Annotated in this window: 18 protein-coding genes; 11 read left to right on the forward strand and 7 right to left on the reverse strand. The window is 35.9% G+C overall.

Features of this window, described 5'->3' with window-relative positions:
* Positions 1-5 precede the first annotated feature (5 nt).
* The gene (locus JST55_07605) at positions 6-830 is read left to right on the forward strand and encodes a lysophospholipid acyltransferase family protein (protein MBS1493358.1); all 825 of its coding nucleotides are present in this window, start codon (positions 6-8) and stop codon (positions 828-830) included.
* Between the two features lie 2 nt (positions 831-832).
* Here JST55_07605 and JST55_07610 read toward each other — a convergent pair whose 3' ends face one another.
* Positions 833-2,194 (reverse strand): cytochrome P450, encoded by a 1,362-nt coding sequence (locus JST55_07610; protein ID MBS1493359.1) that lies wholly within the window; start codon positions 2,192-2,194, stop codon positions 833-835.
* A gap of 137 nt (positions 2,195-2,331) precedes the next feature.
* Here JST55_07610 and JST55_07615 point away from each other — a divergent pair, with 137 nt between their 5' ends.
* From JST55_07615 to JST55_07630, 4 genes are all read left to right on the forward strand, one after another.
* On the forward strand, positions 2,332-4,890 hold the full coding sequence (locus JST55_07615; GenBank protein MBS1493360.1) for a penicillin acylase family protein: 2,559 nt from the start codon (positions 2,332-2,334) through the stop codon (positions 4,888-4,890).
* A gap of 2 nt (positions 4,891-4,892) precedes the next feature.
* Positions 4,893-5,750, forward strand: coding sequence for a 16S rRNA (adenine(1518)-N(6)/adenine(1519)-N(6))-dimethyltransferase RsmA (gene rsmA / locus JST55_07620; GenBank protein MBS1493361.1), 858 nt, complete (start codon positions 4,893-4,895; stop codon positions 5,748-5,750).
* Between the two features lie 79 nt (positions 5,751-5,829).
* Positions 5,830-9,213, forward strand: coding sequence for a transcription-repair coupling factor (gene mfd / locus JST55_07625; GenBank protein ID MBS1493362.1), 3,384 nt, complete (start codon positions 5,830-5,832; stop codon positions 9,211-9,213).
* A gap of 2,547 nt (positions 9,214-11,760) precedes the next feature.
* Positions 11,761-12,264 (forward strand): T9SS type A sorting domain-containing protein, encoded by a 504-nt coding sequence (locus tag JST55_07630; GenBank protein ID MBS1493363.1) that lies wholly within the window; start codon positions 11,761-11,763, stop codon positions 12,262-12,264.
* A gap of 215 nt (positions 12,265-12,479) precedes the next feature.
* Here the strand turns inward: JST55_07630 and JST55_07635 are convergent, their stop codons facing one another.
* A complete protein-coding gene (locus tag JST55_07635; GenBank protein MBS1493364.1) occupies positions 12,480-13,703 on the reverse strand; it encodes a T9SS type A sorting domain-containing protein in 1,224 nt (407 codons plus the stop codon).
* A 290-nt stretch (positions 13,704-13,993) separates the two neighbouring features.
* Here JST55_07635 and JST55_07640 point away from each other — a divergent pair, with 290 nt between their 5' ends.
* Positions 13,994-15,436 (forward strand): PQQ-dependent sugar dehydrogenase, encoded by a 1,443-nt coding sequence (locus JST55_07640; protein ID MBS1493365.1) that lies wholly within the window; start codon positions 13,994-13,996, stop codon positions 15,434-15,436.
* A gap of 101 nt (positions 15,437-15,537) precedes the next feature.
* A complete protein-coding gene (locus JST55_07645; GenBank protein ID MBS1493366.1) occupies positions 15,538-16,800 on the forward strand; it encodes an NAD(P)/FAD-dependent oxidoreductase in 1,263 nt (420 codons plus the stop codon).
* A 65-nt stretch (positions 16,801-16,865) separates the two neighbouring features.
* Here JST55_07645 and JST55_07650 read toward each other — a convergent pair whose 3' ends face one another.
* Complete coding sequence (locus JST55_07650; protein ID MBS1493367.1) at positions 16,866-17,165, reverse strand: hypothetical protein; 300 nt, start codon at positions 17,163-17,165, stop codon at positions 16,866-16,868.
* Positions 17,166-17,459: 294 nt separating this feature from the next.
* Between JST55_07650 and JST55_07655 the strand changes: the two genes are divergently transcribed.
* Entirely contained in the window at positions 17,460-18,938 is a 1,479-nt protein-coding gene (locus JST55_07655; protein ID MBS1493368.1) for a hypothetical protein, read from the forward strand.
* Between the two features lie 188 nt (positions 18,939-19,126).
* On the opposite strand, the gene JST55_07660 is transcribed toward JST55_07655, so the two are convergent.
* Both JST55_07660 and JST55_07665 read right to left on the reverse strand, forming a co-directional pair.
* The gene (locus JST55_07660) at positions 19,127-20,368 is read right to left on the reverse strand and encodes a YHYH protein (GenBank protein ID MBS1493369.1); all 1,242 of its coding nucleotides are present in this window, start codon (positions 20,366-20,368) and stop codon (positions 19,127-19,129) included.
* A 118-nt stretch (positions 20,369-20,486) separates the two neighbouring features.
* Positions 20,487-20,900 carry a hypothetical protein gene (locus tag JST55_07665; protein ID MBS1493370.1) on the reverse strand — a complete coding sequence of 138 codons (414 nt, stop codon included), beginning with the start codon at positions 20,898-20,900 and terminating at the stop codon, positions 20,487-20,489.
* A gap of 105 nt (positions 20,901-21,005) precedes the next feature.
* On the opposite strand from JST55_07665, the gene JST55_07670 reads away from it, so the two are divergent.
* Together JST55_07670 and JST55_07675 are read left to right on the forward strand one after the other, a co-directional pair.
* Positions 21,006-21,767 carry a hypothetical protein gene (locus JST55_07670; GenBank protein MBS1493371.1) on the forward strand — a complete coding sequence of 254 codons (762 nt, stop codon included), beginning with the start codon at positions 21,006-21,008 and terminating at the stop codon, positions 21,765-21,767.
* A 20-nt stretch (positions 21,768-21,787) separates the two neighbouring features.
* On the forward strand, positions 21,788-23,776 hold the full coding sequence (locus JST55_07675; protein ID MBS1493372.1) for a T9SS type A sorting domain-containing protein: 1,989 nt from the start codon (positions 21,788-21,790) through the stop codon (positions 23,774-23,776).
* On the opposite strand, the gene JST55_07680 is transcribed toward JST55_07675, so the two are convergent.
* Complete coding sequence (locus JST55_07680) at positions 23,777-24,235, reverse strand: AraC family transcriptional regulator (GenBank protein ID MBS1493373.1); 459 nt, start codon at positions 24,233-24,235, stop codon at positions 23,777-23,779.
* Between the two features lie 12 nt (positions 24,236-24,247).
* Entirely contained in the window at positions 24,248-24,940 is a 693-nt protein-coding gene (locus JST55_07685; protein ID MBS1493374.1) for an ATP-binding cassette domain-containing protein, read from the reverse strand.
* 44 nt (positions 24,941-24,984) lie between these two features.
* Between JST55_07685 and JST55_07690 the strand changes: the two genes are divergently transcribed.
* A complete protein-coding gene (locus JST55_07690) occupies positions 24,985-25,959 on the forward strand; it encodes a hypothetical protein (GenBank protein MBS1493375.1) in 975 nt (324 codons plus the stop codon).
* The last annotated feature ends 81 nt before the right edge of the window (positions 25,960-26,040 follow it).

Here is a 26,040-nt window from a genome sequence, read left to right on the forward strand (position 1 = left end):
ATACTTTGAACGAATTCCCTACAGAACTAATATCAAAAAAAGATTTCACTCAATTTCTTAATCTTCAGGACAGCAAACTAAAATTTCTTGTTCCGGGAATTATGAAATTATTAAAGCTCGATAAGCTGAATGATTTCTATGGACCCGTCTCGCAACTGCATGGAAATGAATTCATCGAAAAAGGATTTGAACGGCTGGGAATAAAATATGAAATAAGCCAAAGCGATTTAGATAAAATTCCGAAAGAAGGTCCGTTCATTGTTACATCAAATCACCCGCTCGGAGTAATAGACGGCTTCACAATGATTAACGTGTTTACCAAAATCCGCCCCGATTTTAAAGTTGTAGCAGATAAGCTATTTCTCGGAGTGCCGCAGATTGTTCCTCACTTAATTATCGTCGATGCCTTCAGCGATAATAAAATCGCTTCAAATTCTTCCACTATAAAAGATTTACTTACCTACGTAAAAAACGGCGGAAGCATCGGACTTTTTCCTGCGGGAGATGTGTCTCACTTTCAGACAAAAAATTTTAAAGTTGAAGATAAAGCCTGGAGTCCCGTACTGGGAAAAATTATTTCAAGGTTAAAAGCTCCTGTACTCCCTATGTACTGCTCGGGAAGGAACAGCATTATGTATCAGTTCTATGCAATGCTTCAGGATAATATCAGGCTTGCAAAGCTGCCATCAGAAATGCTGAACAAAAAAGGTACGATTACAAAAATAAAATTAGGGGAGATTATGCAGCCGGAAGAGCTTGGGAAGTTTACGTCTAATGAAGAGCTTATTAATTTTCTGAGAGAAAAAACTTACGCTTTAGAGAATACTTAAATCTACTTAACTTCAACAACCATTTTAACTCCGTACTTTGGTCTAAGTGTAAGAGAAGATGAAAGTTTTATCTTATGTCCTTTCTTTAAAGTCATCTTAAACTCCCTGCTTATTAAAGATAGTATTACTGCTCCGTGCAGCATTGCAAATCCTTCGCCTATACAAACTCTCTGTCCCGCACCGAACGGAATAAAGCTGAATTTTTTTATACTTTTCTTTCTTTCCGGATTAAATCTTTCGGGGTCAAACCTCTCGGGATTTTCAAAGTACTTCGGATTTCTTTGCAGTAAATACGGAGTGATAAAAATCGAGCTGTCTTTATGAATAAGATAATCATCTAAATAAAAATCTTTCTCTGCAGTCCTTGGAAGCAGCCATACAGGCGGATACATTCTCATTGTTTCATTCAGAACAAGTCTCGTAAAAGTCAGTTTTTCAAAATCTTCAAATTCAATATCTCTTTTACCTATGACATCATCTACTTCTTTAAGAAATTTTCCGGCATCATTTTTATTCTGATCAAGTAAATAAAATCCCCACGTCATTACCTTTGCGCTGGTATCAGTTCCTGCCATATACACTGTGAATATTTCATCGTAAAGTTGCTCGCGCGACATCGGCTTTCCTTCTTCATCGCGGGCATCGAGCATTATTCCAAGTATATCATCACGTTTTATATTTTCCTTTTGACGCTTATCAATAATTTTATAAATTTCGTTATCTAACTCTTCCTTTGCTTTCTTAATTCTGTTAATAGAAGGGAAAGGAAGTTTCAAAGCCTTATGCGGATCTAATAAATAAATAGGATTCAGTTTATGAAAAAGATCTCCGAATTTCTTCGCGCAGTCACAGAGCCTTTTATTTTTATCTTCTGAAAAAGTCGTTGAGAAAATAATTTCGACAAATAAGTTCAGCATTTCTTCATGCATCTCAAGAACATTTTCCTTTTTTATCCGTTCCTTCCAGTCTGCAATTAAATTATGAACACACTTTCGTACGATGCTGAAATACAGCTCCCATCTTGAACGGTGAAAGGCGGGATTTATCATCTTCCTTTGTGAATGATGAAACGGTCCCTCGCTTGTCAGAATTCCGTTACCGAGAATTATGCGTCCGCGCTGAAAGCCGACTCCTTTTGTGAAATTTTCAGGGTCTCTTACTAAGATATGGTCAATGTATTTTAAATCGGCAATGAGATAAATTCTGTGGCCTGATGCCTTAAGCATTACAATATCACCGAATTCTTTGTGAAGTTTTGTAAGGAAACTTAAGCCGTCCGTAAGGAATGAGAGGTAAGCATTTGCCCCAAGAAATTTATGCTTCGGTCCCGGCGGTTCGAGAATATTTTTGGGTTTACTATCCAAGGTTTGTAAAACAAACTTAAGCCATCAGTTTTTGAGATAAAAGGAAGAATAAAGTACGGATTTTTTTTATTTTTCTGTATTTTTCCCTCTCATTACTTTTTGATTTTACGTATTTTTGTTAAAATTTCGCTCAAGACTTGAAAAAATTTCTTTCCGGAGTTTACGGATATCTTATATTAATCATCGTTGCAGGAGTAACTCTCTTCTTTTTATTCAGCAATCTCACAAAAAAATCTTTTTATCCTGAAACAGGGAATTTCAAAGTTAAAGGAATTTCCAAAACTGTTACTGTGTACAAAGATGATTTTGGTGTATCGCATGTAAGCGCTGAGAACGAAGCAGATATGTATTACACAATGGGATATATGCATGCGCAGGACAGGCTTTGGCAGATGGATATATCACGAAGAGTTGCAGAGGGAAAGCTCTCCGAAATTTTTGGCAAAGACGCTCTTGAATATGACAAGCTTTTCAGAACAATCGGTATTAACCGAATTGTAAAGCAGTTGTATGCGCAGATATCTCCTAAGTCAAAAGAAATTTTGCAGCAATATGCCAACGGAGTAAATTATTTTATCGGCACTCACTCACAAAAGCTTCCGCTTGAGTTCGATATTTTAAACTACAAACCTTACGAATGGAAACCTGAGCATTCATTAATGATTGTAAGATTAATGGGCTGGGAGCTGAACATTTCGTGGTACACAGATTTTCTTTTCGGTGAGATTGTAAAGAAATTCGGATATGAGAAAGCAAAAGAGTTTTTTCCAAATTATCCTGAAGATAAACCATTTATAATTTCCGATAACAAAGATAAGGCGGGGGAAAAAATTGACACATTAAATATTAAGAAGACTCCACCAAAAACTCAGCCTGTTGAGAAAACCAAGCCAAAGAAAAAGACAGCTGATGCTTCAATTGAAGACGGATACAAAAACCTTGTTGATTTAGGAAGTGACTTTTACAAAACAACAATTGATGCAAAAACTTTTTTGGGAATTGAAGGCACTCACATCGGAAGTAATTCGTGGGTAGTCGGCGGCAAAAAAACTGAAAGCAAAAAACCGATATTAGCAAACGACCCGCACTTATCTTTATCTACTCCTGCGAAGTGGTACGAAATTCATTTATACAATAAGCAAAACAATTCAAATGTAAGCGGCTTCTCTTTACCGGGATGTCCTTTAATTGTCATAGGACATAATGATGTTATAAGCTGGGGCATTACGAACTTAATGAACGACGATTCTGATTTTTATATTCTTAACAGAGATTCATCTGATAATAAAAAATATGTTTACAATAACACTTCTCTGCCAATTGATTCTTTAAATGAGAGTATTAAGATTAAAGATATTAACGATGAGTATGATCTGACGGTTTTTGAAACAAAGCTCGGACCTGTAATTTCAAATTTAAGTTCGGCGGGATTTTCGTCAAAGCTGAAATTCACAAGCGCTTCAAACCAGATTGTAACTTTCAGATGGACAGGGTTTGAAATGTCAGATGAAATTCAGAGTTTTTACGATCTGAACTCATCAAAAAATTTCGACCAGTTTAAAAATTCTTTCAGGACTTATAATCTTCCTGCTTTGAATTTCACTTATGCAGATACAAACGGAAATATAGGATATCAGGCAGCGGGGAAAGTCCCAATAAGAAAAAATCTCACCGATGAAAACATGGCATTCTATCCGTCCAACGGTGAAATAGAGTGGACGGGATTTATTCCGTATAATGAGCTGCCGAATTCATACAATCCGAAAGAAGATTACATTATAACTGCAAACAACAAGCCTGAGAAGAATTACAAATATTATATTTCAAATCTGTACGAACCGTATTACAGAGCGCAGAGGATAGAAGACTTACTTAACCAAAGAAACAATTTCACAGCTGAAGAAATAAAACTAATTCAGAGAGATGTTTACTCGCTTCAGGCAAAAGAGTTTTGTAAATATTTATTCGATGCATATGCCAATGTGAAGACAGTAGATAAGCAGGAACTGTACTTTCTTGATCAGTTAAAGAAATGGGATTATGAATTGAAATATGTTTCTCCGCTTGCTTCTGTTTACTCGCAATTTGAAATTGAGCTCTACAGAAACATATACAAAGAAAAACTTGGCGATAATTTATTCAGAGATTATTTATTTGTAAAAAATATTCCGGTTAGAAACACAAGCAAGCTGCTTGCGGAAAATAAATCATGGCTGTTTGAAAGTCTTTCACGGGATTTTCTGCTCAGAAAAAGTTTTGTTGATGCTATTAATGCTTTGAAGAAAAAATTCGGTACCGACGATATGAGCAAATGGGCATGGGGAAATATACATGAAGTTTTGTTAAAGCATCCATTAGGAAGCGTACCAGCATTGAGCAATGTTTTGAATATTGGACCATTTGAAATCGGAGGAAGCGGAACTACTATAGCATGCGCAGAGTACAGTTTCAGCAGCGCATTGGAGAAAGGTACGTATGATGTATTTCTCGGTTCATCTATGAGAATGATTGTGGACCTGGGAGATCAAAAAAAATATTTTACGATTATTCCGACCGGACAATCAGGCCAACCGCTGCATGAAAACTTCAGTGACCAGGCAAGAAGATGGCTAAACGGCGATTACAAAATTGTGATAACTGATTTTAACAAAATGAAAGAAGCGGGATATAAAACTATCACGCTTATACCGGAATAAAAATGAAAGAGCTTAGAGAATTTAATGTTGAGTTAAAAAGAGAACTTACGAATGCATCGGATAAGTTTCAAAAATACCGTCCGAAAAAATTTTTAGGGCAGAATTTTCTGGTAGATGAAAATATAGCTAAGAAAATTGTTGCTTCGCTTGATATTCAGAAAGATGATTACTTAATTGAGATCGGTCCAGGACAGTCATCTCTTACTAAATATCTTATCACTCTCACAGATAGTTTTGTAGCCGTTGAGCTTGATAAACATATTGTAGAAAAGCTTAGAGCAGAAGGCAAAATTGATGTAATTCACAAAGACTTCCTTGACCTGGATTTTGACAAGGACATTCCGAAGTTTATCGATAAAACAAAGAAGCTTAAAATAATCGGCAACATTCCGTATAACATAACTTCCCAGATTTTATTTATGCTGTTTGACAACGCCGAGAGAGTAGATTCTGCCTTACTGATGATGCAGAAGGAAGTTGCGAAGAGACTGACTGCCGTACCCAATACAAAAGATTACGGAATACTTGCTATACAAACGCAGGTTTTTACCAATCCAAAATTATTATTCAACGTTCCGCCGACTGCATTTTTTCCAAAGCCGAAGATAGATTCAACAGTAGTAAAATTTGAGTTTCATAAAGTGAAACATAAAATTGAAAATTATCCTTTGTTTAAGAGTCTTGTGAAGGCAAGTTTTGGCCAGCGAAGAAAGACAATGCGAAACTCATTAAAGAAATTTTTTGAAGATAATAAACTCAGCTTTGATAATTTTGATTTTGATTTCAGCAGAAGAGCTGAAAGTGTTTCGATAGATGAGTATATAAAATTAAATGAAGCAATAAATAAGCAGTTTGTTTAACGCTTCATAGCTTTTCTCCATCCTTTTTTGAATTTTAATCCTGAATTAATTGCCATAATTTGTTGTTCATATATTTTAGATGAATATTTCCCGCATAAAAGAAAAATTATACAATTCCGAAAAGTTCAAATCACTTTTACAGCTTAAAGATACTAGGAAAACTTCTCTTACGGGAGTTAACGGTTCTTTAATCTCGTTCATTGTTTCATATTTATTTGAGAATAAAAATAAAAAAATATTTTTAATTTCATATGACAGCGAAAGAGTAAATAAGATAAAAGAGGACTTGGATGTTTTTATTGATAGCGACTGCATTTCTATTTTTTCAACCAAGGCAAGCACTAATGATGAAGCGGTTTCGAAAACGCTCTCCGATATTACAAATGACAAAGAATATTTAATTCTTTCACATCACAGCGAACTTGTTTCTTCTATAATTTCCAAAGAAGTTTTTCAGGATTCGTTAATTGAGCTAAAGAAGAATGAAGATTACAGCTTTGAAGAGCTGATTTCAAAGCTGAATAAATATCAGTACAATCAGAATGATTTCGTGCAGGAAATCGGTGAGTATTCCGTCCGCGGGGGAATAGTAGATATTTTTCCTGAGAATTATGAAACTCCAATCCGTATAGAGTTTTTCGGAGATACAATTGAATCGATAAGAGAGTTTGACATTTCCAACCAGCGCTCAATAAAAGAAATTGAAAGTATAAAGCTGGGAATAAATCTTACATCAACAGAAGAAGATGAAAATTTATACCAGCCTGATAAACCTCAATACAAAGAAGAAACAATTTTAGATTACCTGCCCGATGATGTATTAATAATTTTTGATGAAGAAAGTGTTTTGCAGCAGGAGATAAAAGACACTTCAATTTTCAATAAGCTGCAAAGATTTAACTCAATTTCAATCTCTGCTCTCGGCACAAATGATAACGAGAACTTTATAGATTTTGAGTCGAAGCCTCAGCCGGAATTTTATTCCAATATAAGATTGCTTCACACAAATCTTGCTGAATATAATGCACAGGGATTTGATGAAAATATTTTATGTTCGGATGAATATCAGTGTAAGAGAATTAAATCATTAATAGAGGATTTTGATGACGACAATGTAACTTCGAAAGACGGCAGTATTCATAAAAGAACAGATGATACAGAGCATTTTGTCCCTGTAGGAAAAATAAAAGATAAATTTGAAGTTATTCCTGAATCTTTCCAGCTGGGATTTATTTTTCCCGATGCGAAAATTTTAGTTTACACTGAGCATCAGATATTCGGGCGTTATTTTAAAGTAATAAAAAAGAAGAAGGCAAAGTTTAAAGGTCTTACTTTTGAAGAGCTGAAAGAAATAAAGCTCGGTGATTATATTGTTCACAGGGATTTCGGAGTCGGTATCTATTCGGGACTTAAAAAAATAAATGTAGGTAATAATACGCAGGAAGTTGTACAGCTTTCATACAAAGGCGGTGACGTGCTGTTTGTAAATCTTAATTACGTTCACTTAATAAAAAAATATTCGGGCTCCGGGGAAACTGCTCCGGATATTACCCGACTTGGCGGCGGTGAGTGGGATAAGATAAAACAGAAAACAAAGAAGCGCGTAAAAGATATTGCACGCGATTTAATTTTGCTTTACGCAAAAAGAAAATCAGAGAAAGGGTTTGCATTCTCTCCCGATACTCACTGGCAGAAGGAACTTGAGGCAAGCTTTATGTATGAAGATACGCCTGACCAGTACAGAGCAACGGAAGAAGTAAAAGCAGATATGGAAATTGAAAATCCTATGGACAGGCTTGTATGCGGTGATGTGGGATTCGGGAAGACAGAAGTTGCCGTCCGCGCTGCATTCAAAGCAGTTATGGATGGAAAACAGGTTGCTGTTCTTGTGCCGACAACTATCTTGGCGGCTCAGCATTATAATACTTTCAGGGACAGGCTGCATCCGTTTGCTGTTGATGTTGATTTTATTTCAAGATTAAAAACAAAGAAGGAACAGACAGAAACGATTAAGAAGCTTGAAGAGGGAAAGATAAATATTTTAATAGGTACGCACAGGATTTTATCTAAAGATATTAAGTTTAAAGATATAGGATTGATGATAATTGATGAAGAGCAGAGATTCGGTGTTGCTGCAAAAGAAAAAATAAAAGCCCTGAAGCCGAATATAGATACATTAACTTTGACAGCTACTCCTATTCCAAGAACGCTGAATTTTTCTTTGCTGGGTGCACGGGATTTATCTATTATCAACACTCCACCCAAAAACAGAAAGCCGATCAACACTGAAATAATGAAGCTTGACTGGAACAAACTTGGCGATGTTATCAAGTATGAGTTTAATCGCGGCGGCCAGGTTTATTTTGTGAATGAAAAAATTTCTAATCTTAATCTATTAGCGGATACAATAAAAGAATATGTTCCCTCTGCAAAAATCGGAATTGCTCACGGGCAGATGCAGCCAAGCGAACTTGAAGATGTTGTAATTAATTTTATTGAAAAGAAATTAAATATACTTCTCTGTACAAAAATTATTGAGTCTGGTTTAGATATCTCCAATGTAAATACTATCATTATTAATAATGCTAATATGTACGGGCTTGCAGAGTTGTATCAGTTACGCGGAAGAGTAGGAAGGAGCGACCAGCAGGCATTTGCTTATTTTGTCTCTCCAAAAAACGGAAAACTCACACGGAATGCATTGAGACGACTACAGGCAATTGAAGAGCTGACTGACTTGGGTTCCGGATTTAATTTAGCTATGCGCGATATGGAAATCCGCGGAGTTGGAAATTTACTTGGTAAAGAGCAAAGCGGATTTATAAATCAGGTCGGCTTCGATTTATTCATTACAATTATAGACGAAGCAGTAAGTGAACTGAAGGAAACAGAATTTAAAGAATTGTTTAAAGAAGAAAGAGAAAAGAAAGAAAAGACCGGTGAAGTTAAGAAGGATACGTTGTTTGAAAAATTAAAAATAGCAACCAAAGTTGAAAGTACGATTGTAGAAAATGATATCAATGCTTTAATACCAAAAGATTATATAAAAAATGATACTGAGAGGCTAAATATCTACAGAAGATTATTTGAAACCCAGACAAATGAAGAACTTGACCTCATTAAAAAAGAATTAAGGGACAGGTTCGGAGAGTATCTTGAGGATGTAGAAAATTTATTGAAGATTGTTGCGCTTAAAATAAAGGCCACTGAAATTGGTTTGGAAAAAATCACAATCAGAGGAAAAGGCGCTTCATTATTTTTCCCTGCAAACAAAGAGCACCCTATATTTACATCGGAATTTTTTACAAATCTGATTGCCAAAATTTCATCTGATAAAACACGAAAGTTTAATATAAGTTCTAATAAAGAACAGCTGGAAATTGAAGTAAGGCTGGATTCAACCGATGATGAAAAGCGTTTAGAAGATATGAATAAAGTTTTAAGCATTTGGGAGAAAGTATAATCCTCCCATAGAAACTTCCGTTAATACATATTTTTAAGGTTTAGTTTAATTTTTTATTCATTAATTTCCCTTGTACCAAAAAAACTAAACCTCAAAATGAAAAGTACTCTACTCGTCGTCCTCGCGTGCATATTTATGTACAACGCGGGATACTCACAGCAAAGGATGAATGCAAAACCTGAAGGTTTTGATCCATCAAAAATCAAAGTCGAACCCGAAAGATACGTTCCCGTTAGCACGGAAAAAAGAACCTTCACAAGCGTGAACGGTACCTATATGGTTGACCCAAACATCAGAATTTTACCTACATCAGGAAACCAGACGGAGCTTTCAGCATCTATCTGGACACAAAATTCTAATTATGTTTTTGTAGGCGCAAACAGTGACCCCGGGCAGGGTTATTACTTCACAACAAACGGCGGTGCAACATGGCAGGGCGGTGATTTACTTCCTAACTCAGTTGCTATCTCATCAGATCCTGCTTGTGTGTTCACAAGAACAGGAACAATGTTATTCAATTATTTTGACAACATCATTGTAACAGACCGCTCTTCAAACGGTGGCGCTAACTGGCAGGGAAGAATTACAGTTCCTTCATCAGGTTCATTCGATAAAAATCACATGGCAGTTGATGACAATCCTACCAGCCCTTACTACGGTAGAATTTATGTAGTATGGACACAGTTTGTTTCACCAAACCCAACAGTGTTATCTTACTCAACAAACGGCGGTGCAACATATTCTGCACAGCAGCAAATCGGTTCACCATTAGCCAGTCACTATGAACAAGGATGTAATATTCAGGTTGGTCCTGACGGAACAGTATATTGTATCTGGGCTTGTCCCAATACAGGTTCAGGTAACGTTGAAGATTTAATCGGATTCACAAAATCAACAAACGGCGGTGTTACATGGACAACACCTACAACTCCTTTAACAATTAAAGGAATAAGAGGAAACTTAATGACTACCAATATCCGCGTTAACTCATTTCCTTCAATGGCAATTGACAGAAGCGGCGGACCAAGAAATGGTTACATCTATGTAACTTGGACACAAAGAAACCTTGCACCTGCAGGTTCAGATGCTGACATTTGTTTTGCTTACTCTTCAAATGGCGGCGCATCATGGAGCTCTCAGTCAAGAGTTAACAACGATGCATTGAATAACGGAAAAAATCAGTTCTTTCCTTGGATGACAATTGACCAGACAAACGGAAGAATTGCAATAGTATTTTATGACCAGAGAGATTGCACGAATAACGACTCATGTAATACATACATTGCTGTATCAAATAACGGCGGCGGCGCATGGGATAATATAAGAGTTTCTGACCGCGCACAAAGACCTGCACCACTTTCAGGTTATGCAACAGGTTACTACGGAGATTATATTTCTGTAGCAGCACACAATAATATTATCTGGCCTTTCTGGATGGATAACAGAAGCGGACCTGCACAAATTTATACTGTAAAGGTTCAGTCAGCAGTTTATCCTTTAAGCGCATTTAACTTACAAAATCCTTCGGCAGGATCAAGAATTGTCACAGTACCAGGAAGTACAACTCCTGTGACTTTAACATGGGATACTTCTGCAACAGGCGCAACATATAAATGGGTATTTGGTAATCCAACTGTTACAACAAGAAGATTAACAATGCCTGCTAATACAAACAGCATTACAACTACATTAGGTGCATTAGATGCAATGCTTGCTTCTGCAGGATTTACAAATAACGGAACTGCAACAGACTCTGCTGTTGGTCAATACACTGTTTGGGCATTCAAAGCTCCGGGCGCAGGCGGTGTGGATTCCTTATCCGCTGCTAACGGACCAAGAGCAATTACATTCAGAAGACAAGCTGTAACTTTAACACCATTCAGCTTAGTCTCACCAACTTCACCAACGACTATTACAACAAGCGGAAACGGTTCAAACAATATAGTATTTAACTGGACAAAATCAGGCGTTGGTTCAACATACAGATTCGTTTACAAAACAGGAACATTCGGTGACCCTGTAACAATCAGAATGTTGGCAGATAACTCAGGATTAGACTCCACGATGATAATGACTTCAGCACAATGGGATGCAGTTATTGCAGGACTTGGAGTTGTAGCAGGTGATTCTATCACTGGTCAATGGGCAGTAAGAGCATACAGCTCTACAGACTCATTAATTTCAACTGCTCCTGTAAGAAACATTACTTTCAGACGTTCACCACTGAACGGCTTAAATCAGAATTTTGAAGCCGCAGCATTCCCGCCTGACCAATGGGCACTGGACGGAACAGGAACACAATACTGGACAAGAGCAACTGTCGGCGGTTACGGAACCGGAACAGCATCTGCAAAGTATGACTTCTGGACAGCTACAGCTACAACAGGTCCTCAGGGACTGACATCAAATCAGTTTCCGCCATTGGTAGCAGGACAAAATTATTTAAGATTCAATCTTGCCGGCGCTTATTACTCAGCAACTGCAATTGATTCTTTAGTGATTGAAACTTCTACAAACAATGGAACAAGTTGGACGAGATTAGTCGGTATGTATCAATCAACAGCATTGACATCAGGAACTAACAGCACACCTGTTATGTCGACAGTATCTTCTACATCACAGTTTACTCCGACAGCAGGACAATGGGCAACTAAGATATATCAGATGCCTGTTGGAACTAACAAAGTTAAGTTCACAGCAAAATCAGCTTACGGAAATAATATTTACGTTGATGATATCACATCAGGCGGACCGACAGGCGTTGGAACTCCGATATCAATGACACCTGATAAATATGAACTGATGCAAAATTACCCGAACCCATTCAACCCGACAACAAAGATTAACTTCAGTCTGCCAAAGCAGGGATTTGTAACCTTGAAGGTCTATGACGTTCTTGGAAAGCAAGTTGCTGAATTGCTCAGCGAAGTTAAAGCAGCCGGAAATTATACCGTAGATTTCAATGCAGGCAAGCTTGCCAGCGGAATTTACTTCTATACTTTAGAATCTGCAGGATTTGTTGATACGAAGAGAATGATTCTTGTAAAATAAGCTGTTTTTAATATTCATAATTAGAAAGCCCGGCTGGAGCAATCCTACCGGGCTTTTTTTATGCCCGTAAGTTGCTGATTATTTATAGGGCAAAACTTACGCCCCCTCGTAAGTTTTCGATTAATATATTGTTTTACATTGATTTAAGGGCGGGTGAAAATTAATCTTTAGAGATTTACCTATTAGTAGGAATGGGTAAAAAAAACGGGGTAAATTTATTTTAATAAAATCATCTTCCTTGTCTGTTTTACCTCGCCATCAATTGAAAATAAATAGTAATATATTCCGCTTGATAAATTATACTCACCTGAGTTAAAATTTATTGAATAACTGCCTTCGTTTTGTTTTTGATTTATTAAAGAAACAATCTCCTTCCCAATACTATTATAAATTTTTATCTGAACGTAATTCGTATTTCGTAATTCGTAATTTATCCGCGTAAGCGGATTAAAGGGATTTGGATAATTCTGATGTAAAATAAAGTCACCCGGTAATGAAGTTGTATTTGTAAATACCAGTGTCTGCCCTCCTGTAGTTGTGCCCATTATTCTGCCGTTACCTACCAGCCAGCCCGTATTATTATTATAGAAGTAAATAGAACGAATATATCCGGTAAAACTTGTTGTATTTTCTAAACGCCAGTTATGTCCACCGTTAGTAGTTTTAAAAAATTTTCCGAAAGTTCCTCCTGCATAGCCAGTATCGTTACTCGGAAAATTTGAACAATATATCTGTTCATTAGGATTATTAACGAAGCCTACGCTGTCCCATGTTAGTCCATAATCCGGGGAGCGAAAAACCTTATTTTCACTGCCGACTAAATATACTATAGTATCTTTTACTACTGACATTCTGTAAAAATTATTTCCATCATAGGATGGTATCGGAATTCGTGTCCAGTTACTTCCTCCATTTGTTGTTCTAAAAAAAGTTAAAACTTCTCCGCAGACTATGCCTTCATTTGCATTGCGAAAATGAATATCGTATAAATAAGCTGGGATGCGAATAGAATCAAAACTTTTAGCCCCATCTATTGTTTTTAAAACAAACTGATTGCCGCATAGCCAGCCTGTATTAATATTTAAAAAATAAAGACCCTCAAATACATTATCTCCTACTCCTCCATTGCGAACAGTTATCCAGTTCTCTCCACCGTTTGTTGTCTTTAATATTTTCTGGAACCAGCCGTCGGCATAAACTACCATTGAATCGACTGGATGAATCTGCTGAATAAGCCAGTCTGTATCTGTGAATTGAATATCCCAGTTCGTTCCGGCATTGGTTGTTTTGTATATTATATTATCGCCGCATGCCCAACCGATTTTAGAATTTATAAACTGAACATCACGGATGGCACTCTGAGTAGTATACTGCTGAACCCATTGAGCATTAGCTAGGGAACTTATAAGGAGAATTAAAGCTAAAATTGTTTTTTTCATAAAGAATTAATATAGTAATAGAAGTATAAATTATTTACAATAAAAAACTACTTATCGTAAATACTCTTACCTAGTATTTAAGAAGTGCTTAGGGGTATTTTGATTTTGGTGTGCCGCTCAGTCTAAACCTAAAAAGAAAAACTTAAAATAACAATGACTAATATAAAATAACTCACATAATGCGATAAATTTCATATTTTTAAATGTGCCTCTCGGATTTTTTTATAAATTTAATTTTCTGCCTGCGCAGATTAATTTTATAACTATTGTTCATCTAATTTTTTGACAAAATGAAAAACGTCCGCTTCATTGTTTTACTACTGATGGTTTTTACTTCAGCAAAATCTTTTTCGCAATACAGGCTTAACCAGTCCTTTACAAATCTTTCATTTCCTTTTGTTACTGAGCTGCAATCTTCACCTGATAACACAAACAGGCTGTTCGTAACTACTCAGAACGGAAAAATTTTTGTTTTTCCAAATTCTCAAAATGCAGCTTCTGCAAAGATGTTTATGAATCTGCAGTCGCGTGTAAATTTTTCGGGAGAGATGGGATTAATCGGTATGGCTTTCCATCCCGACTTTCAGAGCAACGGATATTTTTATATCACATATAATACTATCAAGCCTGTATCAACAATTATTTCAAGATTTAAAGTAAGCGCCGCAAATCCGGACTCTGCAGATATTTCCAGTGAAGTAATTTTGCTTGATATTCCTGCATCAACCAGTGTACATAAAGGGGGAAAGCTTATGTTCGGCAGCGACGGATATTTGTATATAGGCATTGGTGACGGTGGCGGACAGGGAGACCCGAATAATAATGCGCAGAACCTCACAAGACTTTATGGAAAAATTTTAAGAATAGATGTTAACAATAATTCCGGCGGTTTAAATTATTCTATCCCCGCTGATAATCCTTTTGCAAATAACACTCAGGGATACAGGAAAGAAATTTATGCATACGGCTTGCGAAATCCGTGGAAGTTTTCACAGGATGCAATAACAAATAAAATCTGGTGCGGAGATGTAGGTAACAATGTTGCTGAAGAAATTGACATCATCGAAAGCAGCATTAACTACGGATGGAAAATAATGGAAGGGTTTGAATGTTTTGACCCTGCGCAAAATTGTGATACAACGGGACTGAGAAAACCGGTATTGCAATATCTTCATTCGGAAGGTGAGGCAAGCTCAATCATAGGAGGATTTATTTACAGAGGCAGCAAGCTTCCGCAGCTATACGGAAAATATATTTTCAGTGATTTTGTTTCGGGAGAGATATGGAAATTAAATTATGACGGAGTAACTCCCGCAACAAAAACTCTGCTCTGGAATACAAACTTTTCAGTTTCAAATATCGGACAAGATAAAAACAACGAGCTTTATTTCTGCAATTATACAAGCGGAAAAATTTATCAGCTGGTTGATACAACCGTCGGGATAAATCTTAACAGCAATATAATCCCTGAATCGACTCAGCTTTTTCAGAATTATCCTAATCCCTTTAATCCCGTTACAAAAATAAATTTTGCTTTAGCAAAAAATTCGTTTGTGAAATTATCGGTTTATGATTTACGGGGAAAAGAAGTTCAGAATCTTATCAGTGAAAACATTTCTGCCGGAGATTATTCTTATTCATTCAATGGAATGAACTTAACCTCCGGAATTTATTTTTACAGATTGGAAACCGAAGGAAGGAGTTTTACGAAGAGAATGGTATTGGTGAAGTAGGAAATTTATGATTTTACAAATATTATGTTAGTTTCTGACTAACTGTTAGTCTCTCCTCCAACTATTTTTACAAACTTCCGTAAGATAACATAGGGCTTATTATGAAAGAAGTAAAAGAAGTTGTAATTGTAGGCGCAGGATTCGGAGGTTTGCAGGCTGTAAAAAAACTTGCAAAACACAATGAACTGAATATAACACTTATTGACCGCGCCAATCACCACCTTTTCCAGCCGCTGCTTTACCAGGTAGCAACTGCCGTTTTATCTCCCGCAGATATAGCAATTCCATCAAGATCATTAATCGACGGTTACGAAAACGTTACAGTAATAATGTCTAACGTAACGCACATTGATAAAGAGAAACGCATTATCTTTTTCAATGACCGCGCACTTAAGTATGACTATCTCATTCTTGCAATGGGAGCGAAGACAAGTTACTTCGGGCACAATGACTGGGAAAAATATACAGTCGGATTAAAAAATCTTACTGATGCGCTGAAGGTAAGAAAAAAAATTCTCTTCTCGTTTGAAGATGCAGAGAACTATCCCGAGAACGCCGAGAAGCTTTTGAAATATATTATTATCGGCGGCGGACCTACGGGTGTAGAGCTCGCCGGCTCGATTGCTGAACTCTCTCACAACATCATAAAAAAAGATTTCAGAAAAATTGATACATCGAAAGCGGAAGTCACTCTGATAGAAGGCGGACCTCGGCTGCTTGCATCGTTCGATGCGGGTCTCTCTGAATATGCCAGAAAAAGTCTTGAAGAGCGCGGAGTGAAAGTTTATCTGAATACACGTGTAAATAATATAGAAGAAGGAAAAGTTTTTACCGAAGGCAAAGAGTTTGATGCAGGCACAATCATCTGGGCTGCAGGTGTAGAGGCAGTGCCATTTACAAAAACGCTTGGAGTGCCGATTGACAGAGCAGGAAGAGTAATTGTAAATCAGTATTGCTCGCTTGATGAATATCCTGAAATTTTTGTTATAGGTGATATGGCTGCTTATACTCAGGCAGGTCATCTTCTTCCGGGAGTATCTCCCGTTGCAATGCAGCAGGGAAGATACGTTGCCAAGACAATTGTTAACGATATAAATAAAAAAGAAAGAAAACCATTTCATTACATTGATAAAGGTTCGATGGCAACTATAGGAAGAAAGGATGCTGTTGCTGAAATTGGCAAGCTGCGATATAAAGGATTTTTCGGATGGCTCTCATGGCTTGGGCTGCACATATTTTATCTTGTAGGATTTAAAAATAAAATATCTATTCTGCTTACGTGGATGTGGAGCTACCTTACATTCGGCGCAGGGGCACGTGTAATACAATCTCCGATAGATGTAAAAGATAATGAAGTATATTGATAAGTATATCAGCAAGTAAAAAGATTCCCTTAACCCCGGCGAAAGGGTTAAGGGCATAGGAGAAATTAGATGGCTGGGTGAATTTGTTTTTTTATGTCTTTTATAAGCTGAGTTCTGTTTCCGCTGTTATTTTCATAGCGGACAAGATATTTCAGGTTTTTTACATTACTCTTTTTCAGAAAATTTCTCTTCTTTTCTGTTTTAAACACTTCTTTAACGTTGGAAGTATCGCCTGCATTTAAAACTCTAAAAGGAGTCATTCCGAATGCATCACAAACTACCAGATACACACCCGGTTTACTTTCCAATTCATCAAAATTTAAAAATGGACCTTGAAATTTTTTGTTTAGAATAATTGGTTCCATAGCTTTTTATTTTAATTTACCTCGTTGATACAAATTGCTAAAAAAATCTTATACACAAAAAGAAATTTTTTCGAGAAAATTGTTTGAGTATTTGACGAAGAATTAAAAAAAACATGTAAAAAACAGAGATTTCAATAAATATTTCAACTTTTTTAAAAAAAGAAATTTTTACTAAAATTGTATTATATGATTTATTATTTTAGTGTTAATTAATGTATGAATAAGGGAGAAATTAAATGTTTGATAATAAACAAGATAATTTTTAAATTTCATTAGCTTTTTCCCTTAACGGCTATGAAAAATTACCGGGCTTATTCATTAATATCAGTTTTTACACCTGATGAACTTAATCTTTTCGAAAGTTTTCTGAAAAGCCCGTACCTTAATACACGCCAGAAACCACTGCAGCTTTTCCAGATAATCTCAAAAAACATTTCAAAATCGGAAACTCCTTTAACAAAGCAAAAAGTGTTTGAGATTCTCTATAAGGATAAGAAGTTCAATTCTAATACTTTCAATGATTTAATGTCGCAGCTTCACAAGCTTGTGGAAGATTTTTTATACATTAACGGCATAAGGAACGATAAACGGAAAAAAGAAATATTTCTTCTAAAAAAATATCTTCAGAACGGATATCATTTTCATTTTGAAAATAAACATAAGCAGCTTGAAAAGCTTTCGGAGAGTGATAAAATTTTTGAACCTTCCTTTTTTCAGGACCTTGTACAGATAGCTACCACTGATCTAACCTTTTTTTTCTTCCACAATACTTTCAAAAAAGTTGATGATTTTTTTGAAGTTCAAAAAAAGCTTATGAATATAACAGTGCAGAGAACTACAGGGTATATGATGGAGCTGGCAACGGAGTATCTCAACACTGTTGCAATGAACACCTCTTTGGATAAAAAGATAGAAAACGACTACAAAAAAATAATACGGCACATTTTTAATTCTAACCTGATGGAGCCGCTAAAATCCTACAGCAAGTACAACCACATTATTGATATATACGGAAAAATGATAAAAGCCTATATGCATCCCGATAATTATAATCACTATTTTAAGTATAAGGCAGCTTTACAAAAAAACAAAAGTAAATTAACCTTTATTGAAATACTGGACCACTACGGGAAGTTAGTTGTCTTTTGCACGTTACGCATAAACCTGAATAAGTACGATGAGAAAATGCGTGAGGAGCTTAAGCAGCTGACACTGGAAATAATACAGGATAAATATTATAAAAGACCCGATATTAATCTTTTCCCTTTTAACATGTACAGAATTTTTTTGAATAATCTTTTTACGCTAAAAGACGAACAATCCATACGGTATATGATAGCAGAATGTGTCCCTTCTCTCGAAGAAAAGTACCAGCCTTCTTTAAAAAATTTATCAGAGGCTTATAGTTATTTTCTTGAAAAAGATTATCTGAGTGCATTATCTCACCTTGAGAAGGTTAATCGTGAATCTTTCCAGATGAATTCGGAAATGAAAACGCTTTATATTAAAATTCATTATTATCTGAAAAATACGGAGCAGATTTTAAGTCTCGCGGAAACTCATACAAAGTTTCTGATGGCTAATAAAATTATTCTGAAAGATGCCCGCGCTATGGAACTGGCTTTTTTGAAATCAATACGTCACATTGTAATTGCAGAAAATCAGGGAAGAAAGAAAAGAATTATGGAAATAAATGAATCACTTCAGAAAAATTTCGACATTACAAACAGAGACTGGCTGCTGGAAATAACAGAGGAGTATCTGAATAAATAAAGTGATTAAAAATTTTGCATACAAAAAATCCCGCTGCTCAAAATTCGAACAGCGGGATTTTCTTTTTTCATCTTTATAACGGAGGTGAATTATTACAACTTGTTCCGCTCCTTTTTTCTTAGTCCCAAACCCCTGTTTGGGACTAAGAGCTTTCCCAAACAAGGGTTTGGGAAAGAGAATATCTTTTTTTATTTTACAAGAAGCATTTTATTTGTAATTACACTGCCTGAAGTTCTTAACGAATAATAATAAACTCCCGAAGATAAATTCGCTGCATTGAACTTCACACTATAAGAACCCGTTCCCATTTTTTCATTTACTAAATTCGCAACTTCTCTTCCCTGCATATCATAAACTTTCAATGATACAAAATCCGATTTTGAAATATCAAACTTAATATTTGTTTCCGGGTTAAACGGATTCGGATAATTCTGATACAAATTAAAATGCACCGGCTCGCCAAGATTGTTAATTCCTGTCGGAGTATATTGCGTAACGGGTTCGCTGATAGTTACATGTCCGCCGCCGGGACCTGTATTGCCTGCTGTAACAACTCCGTAATATGTGCTGCCTATTAAGTATGGATACTCAGGATTTCCAAGCGAATCAATTGTTAAGTAGTAAGCATAAATTCCAGAAGGGTATTCGGGTGTGACTGAAAATCTTCCGTTGTGAACATCAAGGTCGCCGCCTGTGTATGGTTCCCAGTCCTCATAAAAACATCCCAGTGGATATGTTGAGTTGATTGCAGGTCCGTATTGTGCAGCTGTTAAAACTGTTCCGTCAGGTAATGTTGTTCTTGTTGTTATGTTTCTTTTTCTGTAACCGCTTTTCATTCTGCGTATTCCGCCTGTGCCGTTTACATTTGAGTAAGCATATGAACCGTAGATTGGGTAACCGTCAAACATATATCCTACTAATGGTGAGTGCTGGCTTGAGTTGCCCGAGTAAAGTCTTGTCATGTTTATATGATAATGATATGCACCGCCGGGTGCAGGGTGTCCGCCCGATGTATCGAATCCTGTGCCTTCAAAGTAATATGCGTTTCTGTGCCAGATGTTTAAATTGTTATAGGACATTGCGTCACCTGCATTGAATGCAACTACTCCGTTTTTGAATACTCCGATCTGTCCGCCGCCAACAGTTGTAAGTGTGCCTGTATTTGGAACCGGGAATCTTGTAATTTTAAATGACCAGCTTTGATTGGTCGGTACATTAGGATTCATTGCCCAGGGACCGATTGTATAAGACGGTATTCCCGAGGCTTTCACATAAACATAATTGGCTGAGTAAAAAACCTGCTGCACATCTGCAGGAAGATTGTTGTAGCCGACTGCTCCTGTAGTGTTTTGCTTCCATGTTGAAAGCTCCGGCTGCGGGTAAGCAACTGAAACTATCAGAAATAAAAGAGCTAAAATTGTTTTCTTCATAGATTTGGGATTAATGGACTTTCCGCGAAGCGGAAGGTCCCGGTTCTCATTACGAATCCGCCGCGGCGGACTGCTTCGTAATGTTAGATGATATTTTCATAAAAAACTTGCGTGAAAATTATTGCTTCTTAAAACTTTCTAAAAACTTCGCATTTTCTTCATTAAGAGTAACAGCTACAAGTTTACTGTTGTATGTATAGGCAATATGTCTCAGCTCGGGTTCTGTATTGAATGCAAAGCTGTATATAAGCGTGCTGTCTTTATAAAAATTCATAGCGCCTGATGATGCGCAGTAAATATATGGGAACGGCTCTGAGTTCAGCAGTGCCTTCAGCTGCAGCATCTTGTTCATATCTTTTATAGGAACCGTTTTGATTATCATTTTTGAAGTCGAATCAAAATCCATCTTGAACATAATATTCATGTTGTTCGCCTGCGAGAGATCGGGAATAGATGCATTCTCTTTTTTACTTCCGCATGAGCAAAAAAATATGGCTATAAATAAGAGATATATTATTTGTTTTATTCTCATTATATCTTTAGGCTTAAATCTTTAGACGCAAAAAAGTTGAATTTCTTGTTGTCTCAATTTGAATTAAATTCTATTAATTAAATAAACTATAAAAAGCCCCATTTAATGAAAAAATTTTACTTATTAATTCTGGCAGCATCGTTTACAATATTTCTTAGTTCATGCGGGAAAAAAGATGACGTAAAACCAACAACCGAAACCAAGAAAGAAGAACAAACAAAGAATACAACTAAAGAACCCGAAACAAAAAACGAAAAAGCTCCCGAGGCTAACGGACAAAATACAGGTAAGATTGAAATCTTAAAATTCGATAAGAAAGATATCCCTTCAGGCGCAAAATACCAGGGTAAAGTTGTCGGCGGCGCACGATGGAAAGATTCTAACGGTGAAAACCTACTTATCATCACTGAATCAGAAATTCAGAACTCAAAAACAAAAGACGGTGAAGCTGTTATAACTAAAGACTTGTTCGCTTACAATTATATTATAAAAGCAGGAGAGAGCCCGATACTCTGGCAGATAAATGATTTTGTAAAGGACTGTCCGCTTGACCTGGCTTTAAATTACAATCCGAACTCATTAACTGTTACAGATATAGATGAGAACGCAATTGCAGAAACAACTTTTTTATATAGATTATCCTGCAAGGGCGATGTTAGTCCCGACGATTTAAAGCTCATTATGCATCAGGGAAAAGATAAATATGCATTAAGAGGCACAACGGAAATAAAATACAAAGCTAACGGCAAAGTTACTAAAGAAGGCGGTGATTATAAAGTCGATGCATCATTTGATAAAGCTCCGAAAGAATTTCTTGATTACGCAAAGAAACAATGGGAGAAATTTAAAACTCAGGAATTGAATTAAACTGAATTTAATTATTCAATGTGAAAAAAATATTTACAATAATATTTTTTGTTTACTCTCTGAGCTTATTTGCGCAAGTAAGTCCGGATAACGGCGTAAATATTTTTCCGCGGATTTCTGATATTGAAAAAAGAAATTTTCGTTTACATAATAATGATAATGTCTTAGTCGATTATAAAGGCGATACGACCATCAATGTAATTTATTATAAGCTTGATTTAGCTGTGCAAACTGCGCCGAATTTATTAATTGGAAAAGTTACCATTAATAGCACAGTTGCAAATCCAACTATCAATTCTTTATTTTACGATTTAAGCAATGTTCTCGCCGTTGATTCAATTTCATCAACGGCAGGGACTATCAGTTATACACATACCAATGATGTAATTAACATAAATCTTCCCCGAATATTTAATCATAATGAATTAATTTCTGCAACTATTTATTATCACGGAGTTCCTGATCCCAGCGGATTCGGAAGTTTCGTATTCAGCACACATAGCGGCACGGATATTATATGGTCGCTAAGTGAGCCCTTCGGCGCAGCTGACTGGTTTCCCTGTAAAAATGTTCCCTCGGATAAAGCTGACTCCAGCGACGTATGGCTTACCTGCTCTGAAAATTTTACTGCAGTATCCAACGGACTATTAAAGCAGACAATAAATAACGGAAACGGAACAAAGACTTTTAAATGGCATAACTCATATCCGATATCCAATTATTTAATTTCTCTTGCCATCACAAATTACTCTCAGTACGATTTATACTTTAAATATTCCCCGACGGACTCAATGCCGTTTAATAATTTTATTTATCCTCAGCATCTTGCTACACTAAAACCGCAGCTTGATAAAACTATCGGTATGCTCGAATTTTATTCTGCTACTTACGGACTGTATCCTTTCATAAAAGAAAAATACGGACATGCAGAATTCGGAGAGCTTGGCGGCATGGAACATCAGACTTGTACATCAATGGGATACTGGAGCGATGACATTATTGCTCACGAACTTACTCATCAGTGGTTCGGAGATAAAATAACCTGCAAAGACTGGCATCACATCTGGCTTAACGAAGGCTTTGCAACTTACGGAGAAGCCCTATATGAAGAGCACACAAGCGGAAAACTCGGCTACAACAGTTTTATGTTAACTACTATGAACAATGCGAAGCTGGCGCAGGGAAGTATTTATGTGCAGAACGTTGAAAGCGTTCCGGAAATTTTCAGCGCTAACAGAACATATGCTAAAGGCGGCGCAGTTCTTCACATGCTAAGAAATATCATAGGAGATTCATTATATTTTACAGGAATAAAAAGATATGTTGCAGATACATTACTCGCTTATAAAAATGCTGTCACTGAAGATTTCCAGAGAAATATGGAAGCAGCGAGCGGACGGAATCTATCCTATTTTTTCAGTGAGTGGATTTACGGTGAGAATTATCCTCACTACAATGTCAGCATGAATTCATCAGACGCAGGAAACGGATTTTATAATACAACTGTAAAGATAGAGCAGACTGTGAATACTAATCCTGCTTTCTTTACAATGCCGGTTGATATAAAATTATTTTTTGATGAAGGTGATACAACCTTCACGGTACTAAATAATGCGCAGGTACAGAACTATACATTTGCCACAAAAAAGAAAACAAGCACTTTTAAAATAGACCCTGACAGAAAAATTTTATGCAGAATAACGGGTGATGAGCCGGTGATTCCTGTAAATTATTCGCTTTCCCAGAACTATCCGAATCCTTTCAATCCATCCACTACAATTGTATATCAGATTTACAGAACATCTGATGTTCAGCTAACAGTTTATAACATACTCGGACAGGAAATAAAAAATTATTCTTTCACAAATCAAAAAGACGGCAAATATAAAATCGTTTTTGATTCCTTCGGTCTATCCTCAGGAACATATTTTTATAAACTGGTTGCATCAGATATACAATCAGGTGAAGTTTTGTTTACAGATTCCAAAGCTATGCAACTTGTGAAATAATTAATTCACGGCAACATACAAATCACATTCTGAATCATCGGCATCACCTTTAAATCTTTCATCATATAATTCAAAATCAGGAGCATCGAATTTTTTCTTATTGTCAGGATCTTTAACCCATTTTCCATAAACAAAAGCTACCGTCTGCGGGAAGTTTGCAATAGACCCTTTGTGAGTGAAAACTGCATATTTATTATCGGGAATTTCAACAGTATCAAATCCTTCAGGAAGATTATCGAAATCGCTGACCGCTACTCCGGCTATATAATAAATATTTCCTTCTGCATCCATATCATAGCATACTCCGTATGTTTCATTGGGATTAATTCTGTTTTGTGGTTCATTCATTCTTGGCACAAATTTATCCCAGAGATTGCCGATATCCGGCTGAGGATTTTTACCGACATATTTTAATCCTGCGACTTTAAATCCTTTTTTCTCGGTGAATTTTGGTTCCATGGCTTTAAATTTTTAATTTTGGATTATTTGTTTTATTGTTTCTATTTTGCTCTGAAGCTTTTTATCTATTATGGAGCTTTGGATTAAATTGTATTCATCAGGATAAAATATTTTCTCAATCTTTTTGTCGTTCAAGTATTGTATTTCATCACAAATTCCCGTGAGGGTTTCAAGTATGTGCGAAGTTAAAATAACAATTTTTCCTTTTTCTTTTAATTGCTTTATTACGTTGTTGAGCACCTGATTCGTTTCCATATCAAGATTATTGAACGGCTCGTCTAATAACAGCAGAGGGCGCTCAAGCCCGAAAACTCCCATAGCGGCAAGTTTCTTTTTCATTCCCGAAGAATACGTTTCTATAAGTTCATCCAATGGAAGTTCAAAAATACTGTTCCATTTTTCAATATCGAAATTAGAATGTTTCCATTTTATAATATTCAGATATTCCTTTGCCGTTATCTTTGAGTAAAAATAATTTGCTGTTTCAAGATATCCGATATCGCTCAGCTTTATTTCTCTCCCTGTAAATTCTATTGTACCGGCATCAAGCGGAATAATTCCGCATATTGCTTTTATTAAAGTAGTCTTACCCGAGCCATTCAATCCCATTAATCCATATATCTTTCCTTCCTGTGCATCGAAGGAAAAATTTTCAAGAACAGTGTGTTCGCCGTATTTTACATTTATATCTGAAATTTTTAACATGTATCTAAATTAATTCTTTTCGTATAATATATATAGAATAAAAAATGAGAACTGAATTTTACATACTGAAACTGCGGATACTCTCAGCTTTACGATGGATAGCAGAGCTGGGTTTCATAAGGATTATTTTTATTATAGTTCTTGCTGCTGCAGGCTTCAAAATGTTTTTAGATATTAATAATTCCCCTACGGGAATAGCTGCAACAATATTTCTGAATGCAAGTGTTATTTATTCCGTTCACTTCTCAAGAAAAGATGAATTTTTTCTTTCCTCTCTGGATATAAATAAAAAACTTCTTTTTGTATTCGAATATCTTTTATACTCACTACCATTCTTGGTTTTAATTTTAATCTCAAATTATTTTTACATATGTGTTTATGTATTTGTATTACTTGCAATAATTGCAAACACAAAGAGCGGAAATAAAATTAAGATAAATTTTTCATCGGGGAAATCTTTATTCCCGCCTTATGCTTTTGAGTGGATTTCAGGATTACGCACAAACATAATTCCTATTTTTATTATTTATTTACTTGGAATAGTTTTCTGCTTTCAGATAGCCGGCGGAGTTCTTGCAATAATTTTGCTTACATTTATCTTCTCTTCCTTCTTTATTGAAAATGAGCCGCTGATGTATATCGAAGCATATAAAATACATGAGAAAAAATTTCTAAGAGCTAAAATTTTACAATCGGCAAAAATATTTCTGATAGTTATATCTCCAATTGCTTTGCTTCACTTAATATTCTTTTATGAACGATGGTATTTAATAACAGGTGTAATTTTCATCTGTCTTATTATAATTGTTTCATCAGTGCTCACAAAGTATGCTTTTTATTCAGAAGATATTGCAAGTTCAAAGATGAATTACATAATCAACGGAGTTGTGATGTTCTCATTTGTCTCTGCTTTTTATATGACGGGTCCCTTTCTTTTCCCTCTCCCTTTTATAATGATAATTTATTTATATAAAAAAGCCTCACAAAACCTTCAAAATATACGGTTTTTAGCATATTAAAATGTATGCAGGAGCAATTATGTGTATTTATTTGTTGGTTTTAATAGATTACATTAGTGGTCAATTAAATAAAACTTTTTT

The sequence above is a fragment of the Bacteroidota bacterium genome (assembly GCA_018266835.1).
GTDB lineage: Bacteria > Bacteroidota > Ignavibacteria > Tepidaquicellales > Tepidaquicellaceae > JAFDZO01.

Excerpts from the sequence above, each read along its gene's own strand:
- rsmA (MBS1493361.1), top strand. The coding sequence starts at position 4,893 with ATGAAAGAGCTTAGAGAATTTAATGTTGAGTTAAAAAGAGAACTTACG.
- mfd (MBS1493362.1), top strand. The coding sequence starts at position 5,830 with ATGAATATTTCCCGCATAAAAGAAAAATTATACAATTCCGAAAAGTTC.
- JST55_07630 (MBS1493363.1), top strand. The coding sequence starts at position 11,761 with ATGTATCAATCAACAGCATTGACATCAGGAACTAACAGCACACCTGTT.
- JST55_07635 (MBS1493364.1), bottom strand. The coding sequence starts at position 13,703 with ATGAAAAAAACAATTTTAGCTTTAATTCTCCTTATAAGTTCCCTAGCT.
- JST55_07640 (MBS1493365.1), top strand. The coding sequence starts at position 13,994 with ATGAAAAACGTCCGCTTCATTGTTTTACTACTGATGGTTTTTACTTCA.
- JST55_07645 (MBS1493366.1), top strand. The coding sequence starts at position 15,538 with ATGAAAGAAGTAAAAGAAGTTGTAATTGTAGGCGCAGGATTCGGAGGT.
- JST55_07650 (MBS1493367.1), bottom strand. The coding sequence starts at position 17,165 with ATGGAACCAATTATTCTAAACAAAAAATTTCAAGGTCCATTTTTAAAT.
- JST55_07655 (MBS1493368.1), top strand. The coding sequence starts at position 17,460 with ATGAAAAATTACCGGGCTTATTCATTAATATCAGTTTTTACACCTGAT.
- JST55_07660 (MBS1493369.1), bottom strand. The coding sequence starts at position 20,368 with ATGAAGAAAACAATTTTAGCTCTTTTATTTCTGATAGTTTCAGTTGCT.
- JST55_07665 (MBS1493370.1), bottom strand. The coding sequence starts at position 20,900 with ATGAGAATAAAACAAATAATATATCTCTTATTTATAGCCATATTTTTT.
- JST55_07670 (MBS1493371.1), top strand. The coding sequence starts at position 21,006 with ATGAAAAAATTTTACTTATTAATTCTGGCAGCATCGTTTACAATATTT.
- JST55_07680 (MBS1493373.1), bottom strand. The coding sequence starts at position 24,235 with ATGGAACCAAAATTCACCGAGAAAAAAGGATTTAAAGTCGCAGGATTA.
- JST55_07685 (MBS1493374.1), bottom strand. The coding sequence starts at position 24,940 with ATGTTAAAAATTTCAGATATAAATGTAAAATACGGCGAACACACTGTT.
- JST55_07690 (MBS1493375.1), top strand. The coding sequence starts at position 24,985 with ATGAGAACTGAATTTTACATACTGAAACTGCGGATACTCTCAGCTTTA.